Here is a 9,589-nt window from a genome sequence, read left to right on the forward strand (position 1 = left end):
AGACAAATAGGGACAAAATGGAAAAACTACATCAAAAAAAATATAAAAATAATTATCAAGAATTTATAACAAAAAATTTAAAAAAAGCCTACAAAAGCCAAAGAGAATTTATAGATGCCTATATAGACTTCCAAGAAGAGTGTGGAAAATTATATATTATAGATGAGAGAACAAGAAAACAGTATGTTGATAAATATAAAAAAATCATACAAAGAGGTGCTCCAAAAAATGAAATAGAAAAAATATATAGTTTCTTGCTAGAAAACGAAGAAATAAAAAAAGATAAAATTTATAAACCATTAATTGACGATCAATTTGAAAGAGAAATTTTTGGAGATGAATATTATAAAATTTTAATTAAACACTATTCTGAAGAATAATGTTTTGCACACTCGATAAAACTTTTTTCATTTTTTTGACATATTTCCAATTTTGCAATACACGCCCATTTTCTTTCATGGCTTAAGTTTAATCCAACGCAAGTTGAAATAAATGCGTATTCTTCTTTTACTGTATAACGAGTTTCATTCTTATAATAATAAACTCCACTACCACCTATAATTAATGCAGTCAAAAAAGGTAAAAAATTATTTTTTCTAGGACTGCTTAATTTCTTATCAGCTAATGTATTTTTTTCTAAGATATATTTTGTTACTTCATCTATATTTTGTATATTTATTTCTGTGTATCGAAGATCCTTCATAGCTTTTTCAATAAGATCTTCTACTTGTTTTATTTTCACATCATCTGAAATTTGCTCTAGAATATATCTTCTTAATTCATCTTTGGATATTCTATACATTCAAAAGCCATCTTGTATTAAGAATTTATATTTACAAAGAATTTTCCTAGATAATCTAGGAAAATTATGCAGGGTAAACAGAAACTTTTTTTCTATTTTTATCTTTTCTTTCAAATTTTACAAAACCATCAATTAAAGCAAAAATTGTATGATCTTTTCCTATGCCTACATTATTACCCGCATGAGTTGCTGTTCCTCTTTGGCGAATGATGATGTTACCAGCACGAACAAATTCTCCACCAAATTTTTTAACACCTAGACGACGACCTATAGAATCACGATTATTCTGAGTTGAACCTTGACCTTTCTTGTGTGCCATTCTTTGCTCCTTAAGCTTTAATATCTACTACTCTAACGCGAGTAAATTGTCTTCTAAAACCGCGTTTTAACTTTGAGTCTTTTCTACGTCTTTTTTTGTAAATCACAACTTTTTTGTCTTTTCCATGAGCAATCACTTCTAAAACAACTTTTGCACCCGCAACAAACGGCGCACCTACCTTTAATTCTTTATCGCATACAGCAAGAACTTCACTTACTTCTACGCTTGATTTTGCTTCAGCTTCAAAACGATCTAGTTTAAGCTCATCACCTTGGCTTACTCTGTATTGTTTTCCACTGTGTTTTATAATAGCATACATACAGCTATCCTTTCTTAAAATATTTTGGTAGCACCATAAAGCATTATGCATAAACATAAATTTAGAAAGCTTTAATGGCTAAAAGCAGTAATTATATCTTGATTTTATATAAAGTAAGCTTAAGACGCAAAAAAGCGTCTTAAGATTTAAATTAAAGCTCTGGCTTTGGAGTTTTTTCAGTTGCTTTTGGAAGTTGAGGGTAAGTAATATTAGGCTTTTTACCTGTTAGAGCATGTAAGAAAGTTTCTATAGAAGCTGCTTCTTTATCAGAAATTTCTATACCAAGTTGTACACTACCCATTTCTTTGATTGCTTCTTGTAAAGACCAAATAGCACCATTGTGGAAATATGGAGCCGTTTCAGCAATATTTCTTAAGGTTGGAGTTTTAACCAAACCATTTGCATCACCTTTAAAATCCCCTACATTTGCAAATTTGTATTTAGCTGCTACTTGGAAAGCTTGCATGCTACCACCTAAATTTACTCCTGTATGACAAGCTGTACAACCTTTATCAATGAAAGTTTTTAGACCTTCTTTTTCTTTTTTACTCAATGCTTTTGTATCACCTTCTAAGAATTTATCAAATTTAGATGGAGTTAAAAGCGTTCTTTCAAATGTGGCAATAGCATCTGCAATATTATCAAAAGTTACTCCACTACTACCATACACTTTTTTAAATTCTTTTACATATTCTGGCATGGAAGCTATTTTTTCTACTGCTAATTTAGCAGGTGTTGCCATTTCAGGCTCTGCTTCGATTGGCCCTTTTGCTTGATCTGCTAAAGTACCTGCTCTACCATCCCAAAATTGAGTCGAATTTAAAACTGAGTTATAAACTGTTGGAGAATTTAAATGATGAGGATTAGCTGTCCATTTATGTCCTACAGCAGCTGCTATACCATCGGTACCGCCCATACCTAAATTATGACAGGTATTACAAGAAATCAAGCCACTTTTAGAAAGTCTTGGTTCAAAATATAATTTCTTGCCAAGATTAGCTTTTTCTTTAGAGAATTTACTAGCCTTAACACCCATTTCTTTTAACAATTTTTCAACGCCTGCTTGATCCTTTGGTAAAGGCGCTAAACCTGCAGCTTTTGCTTCATCAAGCAAAGCTTTATCATTAGCAAAAGCAGTTGATGCAACTAATAATGATGATGCAACTAATAATGAAATTTTTTTCATTATCCACTCCTAAATAAGATAAAATAAAGCCTATTTAAAATAAACTTATTGAAAATATATCTATAATTTTCTTTAAACAAAATAAAAAATTTCTATTTGACAATAAAAATTATTATAGGATAAAATATATCTTAAATATTTATTTCAGGGTTTTTTGCTATCATTTTATAAAGTTTTATAAAATCAGGATAAAAAATAAATGGAAAATTTAATAATCTATCTTTTAGCTTATCTCATAGGTGCTATACCATTTGGGCTTTTACTAGCTCAAATTTTTGCCAAAACAAATATTAAAAATGCAGGTAGTAAAAGCATAGGTGCTACTAATGTTTTAAGAGTGGTAAAAGAAAGCGACCCTAAACTTGCCAAAACACTTGCTGTTGCGACTATTATTTTAGATGCACTAAAAGGAATTATACCTATATTAGTGGCAAAATTTTTAGCTTATGATGAAAATATCTTATGGACTATGGCTGTTTTAGCAGTATTTGGACACTGCTTTTCTCCTTATTTAAAATTTGAAGGTGGTAAGGGAGTAGCTACTGGAGCTGGAGTTTTAGCAGTATTTTTACCTTTTGAAATCATGTCTGCAATTTTAGCTTGGTTTGTTATAGGAAAAGTGTTTAAAATTTCAAGCTTAGCTTCACTTGGGGCCTTGGTTGTTTTAATTATAACTTCTTTTGTATTTCATTATGATATGCCTGTAATCAATACGCATGCACCGATATTTATCATTGCTTTTATAGTAGTTTATAAGCATATACCAAATATTTTAAGACTAATTGGAAAACAAGAATGCAAAGTCATATAAAAGTTAACTTGGAATTTAAATGCATTATAGGACTTTTAGATTTTGAAAGAATTCAAGAGCAAAAAGTCTCAATAGAATTAGAAGCTAAAAGTAAGAAATTTTTAGATTATGCAAAATTATGTACTAGAATAGAAAAAATTTATAAAAAGAAAAAATTTAAAACTATAGAAAAATCTCTAAAATACATATGCAAAGATATTAAAAAACATAATAAAAAGCTTAAATTTATAAATATCACTTGCTATAAACCTGATATTATCAAAAATGCATGCGTTGGAGCCAGTCTAAGTAAAAAATATTAAAATTTTTTTAAAGAATTTTGAATATTTGCTTAATTTGTGTTATACTTTTGCACTAAAACTATCTTCAAAGGAATAAAATGCGTATTTTAGTTGTAGAAGATGAAGCATCACTTAATAAAACTTTATCAAACACTTTAAACGAGTTTGGCTACCAAAGTGATACTTCAGAAAATTTTAAAGACGCTGAGTATTTTATAGGTATTAGACATTATGATTTAGTATTATCAAATTGGATTATTGGTAATAATGATGCAAGTGATTTGATCAATGCTATCAAACAAAAATCCCCGCGAACTGCTATAGTAGCAATATGCGCAAAAGCAGACAAAGAAAATGAAATCAAAGCTTTAAAAGCTGGAGCAGATGATTATATAAAAAAACCTTTAGACTTTGAAATTTTAATGGCAAGAATTGAAGCTAGACTTAGATTTGGTGGAACTAATGTGATTAAAATTGATGATTTGGTGATTGATCCTGATGAAGAAAAAATCACTTACCAAGGAAAAGATATAGAATTAAAAGGAAAGCCTTTTGAAGTTTTAACTCATTTAGCTAGACATTCTGATCAAATCGTATCAAAAGAACAACTTTTAGATGCTATTTGGGAAGAACCTGAACTTGTAACTCCAAATGTTATAGAAGTTGCAATCAATCAAATAAGACAGAAAATGGATAAACCGCTTAATATCTCCACTATAGAGACTGTACGTCGTAGGGGATATCGCTTTTGTTTTCCTAAAAAAACTAACTAAAAAATTTTTAGAATGATTAATTCATTCTAAAAATTAGATTTTATTTTTCTTTATTACTTTAAATTACATATAAGTTTTTATATAGTATAAAGTTAGCTTTATTACTCAATAAAAGGAAAAATATGTCACTATTAATCACTAGAGAATGTATATCCTGTGATGCATGCAGAGAAGAATGTCCGGATGAAGCAATTTATGATAATGATCCAATTTATGTTATAGATCCTGATCTTTGCACTGAATGTGTAAATGAATTTTCAGAGCCAGCTTGTATAGTAGCTTGTCCAGTAGATTGTATCATACCTGATCCTGACAATGTAGAAAGCATTGACGAACTTCGCTTAAAACATAAAAATAAAGATATTTGATGGCTAAAAAAACAGCAGTAATTGATCTTGGTTCTAACTCTGTTCGTATGGTGATTTTTGAAAGAACATCAAGATATGGTTTTTTTATTTGCAGTGAACACAAAAAGAAAGTAAGACTTGGAGAAAATGCTTATAACAATAACAAAATTCTTCAAGAAGAAGCCATGCTTAAAGCTGAAAAAGCTTTATCCTACTTTAAAGAAAAAGCTTTAAAAGAAAAATGTAGAAAAATTATTGCTGTTGGAACTTCTGCGCTAAGAGATGCACCTAATGCAAAAGAATTTATTACTAGAATATCAAAAAATGTAGGTTTAAATATAAAATGCATTAATGGAAAAACAGAATCATTTCTAGGTGGTCTCGCTGCGTTAAATTTACTATCAAATATTCAAAATGCAACCACTATAGATATAGGTGGCGGATCAACTGAACTTTGCTTGATTAAAGAAGGTAAAATTGTGGATTGCATTTCACTTGATCTTGGCACAGTAAGATTAAAAGAAATTTTTTATGATACTAAAAAATTTAACGCATTAAATCAGTTTATACAAGAAACACTAACACAAATCCCAAAGCATTTTCAAAATGAAAATATCATTGCTATAGGTGGAAGTTTAAGAGCATTGTCAAATTCTATAATGAAAAAAAATTCCTATCCTTTCAAAATGATCCATAACTTTATATATGATTTTGAAGAAGAAAAAAATCATATAGAAAAAATTCAAAATGCTAAAAATTTAGTTGATTTTAATATCAAAAAAGATCGTTTTGACACCATAAAAGAAGGTTGTGTGATCTTTCTAGCCTTAGCAAAAAAACTAAAAGCTAAAAACATTATCACCTCAGCAGTGGGTGTAAGAGAGGGTGTGTTTTTGTCCAATCTTTTTCAAAAATACGCCAAGATAAAAAACGACACTATTGATTTTTCAAAATTTAATGCTAAATTTCCACCTAATTTTAATCCAAGTTTAAAATCTTTACAAGATCGTTTTAATATAGATTATAATGATAAAAGTGCGTATTTTGCAAATAAATTATTTGATACACTTTTACCTATTCATAAAGTTGATATTAGTTTCAAAAAAGATCTTTTAAATGCAGCAAAACTAGCACATATTGGAGAAAGAGTTAATTTTTATTTTGCTAATGAGCATAGTGCTTATATGGCTTTAAATGGCTTGCATTTTGGCTTTTCACACAGGGAAATTTTACTCATATCTACACTTTTAAAGGCTAATGGAAAAAGCATTAACCCTTTAGTTATTGAACATATTAAAGAATTATTACCAAACAATCATATATTATCTTGGCTTAATTTTATTCTAGCATTGGCAAAGAAACTTGCAAAAGATACCGATATAAATCTTGATTTTATGCTAAAAAATCACACTTTGTATATTTACTCAGATAAAAAGCAAATTTATTTTTCAAAAGAAGAGATTAAAAAGATTTCAAAACCAAAACTTATCATTTTAGCTTTTAATCAAAAAAATTAATTGTTTTGTTTTAAAAGTAAATTTTGTAATCTTTGTTTGTTTTCTTCAAAATAAGAATCAAAGTCTTTCTCTTTTGGCTTTTGCGGTGTTTTATTTTGCTCTTCGTCTTTTATCAAAGCTTCACTTGTTTCTAATACTACATTAGAATTTCCTATGATCATAGTATAACGCTTCAAAGCATACTCAAAAACTACAAGTTGATTGTGTCTATCAAGTGGTCTTTGAAAGATTAAATTAAAATTTCTATCCAAAGGATGTTTTTGTCTTAAATATATTTTTAAAAACCAAAGTCCAACAAGCAAAAGCACCAAAACACTTACAACTAAAATATAATTTGTAAAATCATACTCTTGCATTTTTATTTCCTCGTTTTTTTCATCTAAGCTTTTTTTGGTAGTTAAATTTACACCCTCTTTTTGCGCGCGTAATCTTAATCCATATTCGCCAATTGCATCTGCATTAATTTGTATTTTATCACCGATACTTAAAGCTATGAAAGTTTTTTTATCTTCTGAAAAAATTTTTATTTTTTTAACAATATTAGAATTTAACGTCTTGTTCTCTTCTTTAGCACTTTGGGCATTTAATGTAAAAATAATAATATCGCCTTTTCTCTTTTGACTAATACCTTCTTTATAAGGAACATCAAATGAAAAAGTGATATCTACCCTATCTTCTCTTGGATAGATATTATAATCAAGAATTTTTGCCCCAAAAAGAGGCAAAGCAAGTAGCAAAATCCAAATAAATTTCATTGCAATTCTTTTTTAAAATACTGCAACACTGATTTTGAATCTAAAATCTCATTAATCCTTATAGCAAGGTTTTTCTCATACACCATTACCTCGCCCTTACCAAAAATTCTTTTGTTTAAGTAAAGTTCCACACTTTCACCTGCTGGCTTTTCAAGATCTATCACAGAACCTACTTCTAATTTTAAAAGATCTTTTACACTCATATTAGTCGTACCAAGTTCACTAACAAAGTCAACGCTAATATCTAAAATATCTTCATAAGATTGCAATAACCCTAAATGATCTTCTATCATAATTTTTTATAACCTATTCTAAAACGAGCATTTTTCATCTCATAGGTAAATTTTTCTTTGAGCTTGATTTTTGAAAACCCATCAATACGTCCTAAATATTCAGGAACACCCAAACGATACTCATCTTTACCATTAGTATCATTAAGTAGTTTTTTAGCATAACCTATGATTTGATTAGCCACTTCTTTTACCAAATCTGCCAAACCGTCTTCTTTTAATTCTTCATGTAATAAAAATAATGCAATTTCATTTAAAGCTTTTTTTTGGAAGAACAAATAAAAACTATATTCTTCATCTTTAAAATATAAAGGTATAGAAGCCCCATAAAGCTCACCTCTAATTACACTTGTTGGTGCAATTTTAAGTTTTAAAATGTGCTCACAAAAATGATAAATTGAATATTCAAGTGTTTTAGTCATAGCTTTTTCCTTAGAAACTTATAATAAATTTATTTTACTAACATAAACCTTTAATCATAATTAATAATTAAAATATAAAATATAGTAAATTTTTATTTAAATTAAAAAAGGCCTTTGATGTTTATAAAAAATTTTAATATAAATGAAAAAGTTTTTATCATTGCCGAGCTTTCAGCTAATCATGCAAATAGCCTTGAAGTAGCTTTAAAAACTATACAAGCAGCCAAACAAGCAGGAGCTGATGCTATAAAAATTCAAACCTACACCCCAGATAGCTTAACACTAAATTCTGACAAAAAAGATTTTATTATTGAAGGTGGTTTATGGCATGGACGCAAACTATATGAACTATATGAAGAAGCTAAAACACCTTATGAATGGCATGAAAAACTTTTTGAATGCGCCAAAAACGAAGGTTTAATTTGCTTTTCTAGTCCTTTTTCTAAAGAAGATGTAAATTTTTTAAGACAATTTAATCCACCAGCTTATAAAATTGCTTCTTTTGAAGTAAATGATTATGATTTTGTGCGTTATGTAGCAAAAGAAAACAAACCTACTTTAGTTTCTACAGGCATAGCCTATGAAGAAGAACTTGAAATGATTGCTAAAATTTTTCAAGAAGAAAACAATCCAAATTTAATTTTACTTAAATGTACTTCAGCTTATCCCTCACAAATTTGTGATTTAAATCTAAATGTCATAAAAACTTTACAAGAAAAATTTAATACTATTGTAGGTTTAAGTGATCATAGCGAGGGATTTTTAGCACCCACTTTAGCCGTAGCTCTTGGCGCAAGAGTTATAGAAAAACATTTTATATTAGATAAAACTTTAAATAGTGCTGATGCTAAATTTAGCCTTGACTATGAAGAGTTTAAACAAATGTGCTCTATGGTGCGCTTAAGCGAGCAAGCACTAGGTAAAGCTAGCTTAACAATAAATGAAAAAACCTTAAAAAACCGCCATTTTGCAAGAAGCTTATATGCTAGCAAAGACATCAAAAAAGGTGAAATTTTTACACTAGAAAATGTAAAAAGTGTAAGACCAAGCCTTGGCTTGCATCCTAAATTTTTACCTATCATACTTGGTAAAAAAGCAAGTTGTGATATAAAGTTTGGCACAGCACTAAAGGAGCAGCATTTTTTGGAATGATTTATGCTTTTGCTTAAAAAAATATAAATAAGGAACTATAATGCTACTTGAACTTAATTTTTCTAAAAATTTACAAGTCTTAAAAGAAATCAATGCAAGCTTAGCTGATAAAATCTTACAAGTAAAATCTAACGAAAGATTTGAACTTTTTGAAAAAAACTACGATATTTATGATCACAAAACAAAACAATTTTGTGTGCAAAATGCTTTAGATAATTTATCTTTTTATGAGCAAAATTACAAAAGACATCCTTTTTTAATCTTTTTTGGAATTGGCAACGGCATGTTAATTTTTGAATTATTGAAAAATCCACTTAAAGATTATATTTGCATTATAGAACCTGAAATAGAACTTATATATATTGCTTTGCATTTAAATGATTTTAGTCAAGATTTACAAGATAAAAGACTTCATATCTATTTATATGAAGATATTAACTTTTTAACTTTTTATCGTTTTTTTGAGCAAGAAAAAATTCACTTTTTTGTAAAAACTTATGATTTGCTTTTAATGTCAAATTTCTATGAAATTTACGAAAACGCCATAGCTATGACTAATTCTTTGTGTATAGAAAGTATAAAATCTTTGGTTGTTAGACAAGGAAACTCATCAGA

The 9,589-nt window shown here is 28.5% G+C and carries 14 protein-coding genes and 1 pseudogene; 8 read left to right on the plus strand and 7 right to left on the minus strand.

The features are described 5' to 3' along the window. Positions 1–17 precede the first annotated feature (17 nt). Entirely contained in the window at positions 18–380 is a 363-nt protein-coding gene (locus tag L8X40_RS01245; RefSeq protein ID WP_214126077.1) for a hypothetical protein, read from the plus strand. Here the strand turns inward: L8X40_RS01245 and L8X40_RS01250 are convergent. From L8X40_RS01250 to L8X40_RS01265, 4 genes are all read right to left on the minus strand, one after another. Beyond that, positions 365–802, minus strand: coding sequence for a hypothetical protein (locus L8X40_RS01250; RefSeq protein ID WP_214126078.1), 438 nt, complete (start codon positions 800–802; stop codon positions 365–367). The two genes, L8X40_RS01245 and L8X40_RS01250, sit on opposite strands and share 16 nt — an antisense overlap. A 64-nt stretch (positions 803–866) precedes the next feature. Further along, entirely contained in the window at positions 867–1,121 is a 255-nt protein-coding gene (gene rpmA / locus L8X40_RS01255; RefSeq protein WP_039649045.1) for a 50S ribosomal protein L27, read from the minus strand. A gap of 10 nt (positions 1,122–1,131) precedes the next feature. Further along, positions 1,132–1,440 carry a 50S ribosomal protein L21 gene (gene rplU, locus L8X40_RS01260; RefSeq protein WP_039617324.1) on the minus strand — a complete coding sequence of 103 codons (309 nt, stop codon included), beginning with the start codon at positions 1,438–1,440 and terminating at the stop codon, positions 1,132–1,134. A 151-nt stretch (positions 1,441–1,591) separates the two neighbouring features. Beyond that, positions 1,592–2,626 carry a cytochrome-c peroxidase gene (locus tag L8X40_RS01265; RefSeq protein ID WP_087699357.1) on the minus strand — a complete coding sequence of 345 codons (1,035 nt, stop codon included), beginning with the start codon at positions 2,624–2,626 and terminating at the stop codon, positions 1,592–1,594. A 199-nt stretch (positions 2,627–2,825) separates the two neighbouring features. Between L8X40_RS01265 and plsY the strand changes: the two genes are divergently transcribed. The 5 genes from plsY to L8X40_RS01290 all read left to right on the plus strand — a co-directional run bounded on the left by plsY (position 2,826) and on the right by L8X40_RS01290 (position 6,355). After that, a complete protein-coding gene (plsY, locus tag L8X40_RS01270; protein WP_087699355.1) occupies positions 2,826–3,437 on the plus strand; it encodes a glycerol-3-phosphate 1-O-acyltransferase PlsY in 612 nt (203 codons plus the stop codon). Then, positions 3,422–3,739, plus strand: coding sequence for a dihydroneopterin aldolase (locus tag L8X40_RS01275; protein WP_214099809.1), 318 nt, complete (start codon positions 3,422–3,424; stop codon positions 3,737–3,739). The genes plsY and L8X40_RS01275 overlap by 16 nt, the downstream gene beginning before the upstream one ends. A 77-nt stretch (positions 3,740–3,816) precedes the next feature. Then, positions 3,817–4,491: a homeostatic response regulator transcription factor HsrA gene (gene hsrA / locus L8X40_RS01280; protein ID WP_087699351.1), complete on the plus strand. Its 675-nt coding sequence runs from the start codon at positions 3,817–3,819 to the stop codon at positions 4,489–4,491. A 122-nt stretch (positions 4,492–4,613) separates the two neighbouring features. Continuing rightward, the gene (locus L8X40_RS01285) at positions 4,614–4,859 is read left to right on the plus strand and encodes a YfhL family 4Fe-4S dicluster ferredoxin (RefSeq protein ID WP_012660922.1); all 246 of its coding nucleotides are present in this window, start codon (positions 4,614–4,616) and stop codon (positions 4,857–4,859) included. After that, positions 4,859–6,355: a Ppx/GppA phosphatase family protein gene (locus L8X40_RS01290; protein WP_263667136.1), complete on the plus strand. Its 1,497-nt coding sequence runs from the start codon at positions 4,859–4,861 to the stop codon at positions 6,353–6,355. The genes L8X40_RS01285 and L8X40_RS01290 overlap by 1 nt, the downstream gene beginning before the upstream one ends. On the opposite strand, the gene L8X40_RS01295 is transcribed toward L8X40_RS01290, so the two are convergent. The 3 genes from L8X40_RS01295 to L8X40_RS01305 are packed head-to-tail and all read right to left on the minus strand — an operon-like array spanning position 6,352 to position 7,822. Next, the gene (locus L8X40_RS01295; RefSeq protein WP_087699348.1) at positions 6,352–7,110 is read right to left on the minus strand and encodes a hypothetical protein; all 759 of its coding nucleotides are present in this window, start codon (positions 7,108–7,110) and stop codon (positions 6,352–6,354) included. The two genes, L8X40_RS01290 and L8X40_RS01295, sit on opposite strands and share 4 nt — an antisense overlap. Further along, positions 7,107–7,403 (minus strand): flagellar motor switch protein FliN, encoded by a 297-nt coding sequence (gene fliN, locus L8X40_RS01300; protein ID WP_087699346.1) that lies wholly within the window; start codon positions 7,401–7,403, stop codon positions 7,107–7,109. Before fliN ends, L8X40_RS01295 begins: the two co-directional genes overlap by 4 nt. Further along, on the minus strand, positions 7,400–7,822 hold the full coding sequence (locus L8X40_RS01305) for a hypothetical protein (protein WP_087699344.1): 423 nt from the start codon (positions 7,820–7,822) through the stop codon (positions 7,400–7,402). The genes fliN and L8X40_RS01305 overlap by 4 nt, the downstream gene beginning before the upstream one ends. 117 nt (positions 7,823–7,939) lie before the next feature. Between L8X40_RS01305 and pseI the strand changes: the two genes are divergently transcribed. Together pseI and L8X40_RS01315 are read left to right on the plus strand one after the other, a co-directional pair. Then, positions 7,940–8,974: a pseudaminic acid synthase gene (pseI, locus tag L8X40_RS01310; protein WP_087699341.1), complete on the plus strand. Its 1,035-nt coding sequence runs from the start codon at positions 7,940–7,942 to the stop codon at positions 8,972–8,974. A gap of 40 nt (positions 8,975–9,014) precedes the next feature. Next, positions 9,015–9,589, plus strand: a pseudogene (locus L8X40_RS01315) (hypothetical protein); the annotation flags it as partial.

This window comes from Campylobacter sp. CNRCH_2013_0855, assembly GCF_025773025.1.
Lineage (GTDB): Bacteria > Campylobacterota > Campylobacteria > Campylobacterales > Campylobacteraceae > Campylobacter_D > Campylobacter_D jejuni_C.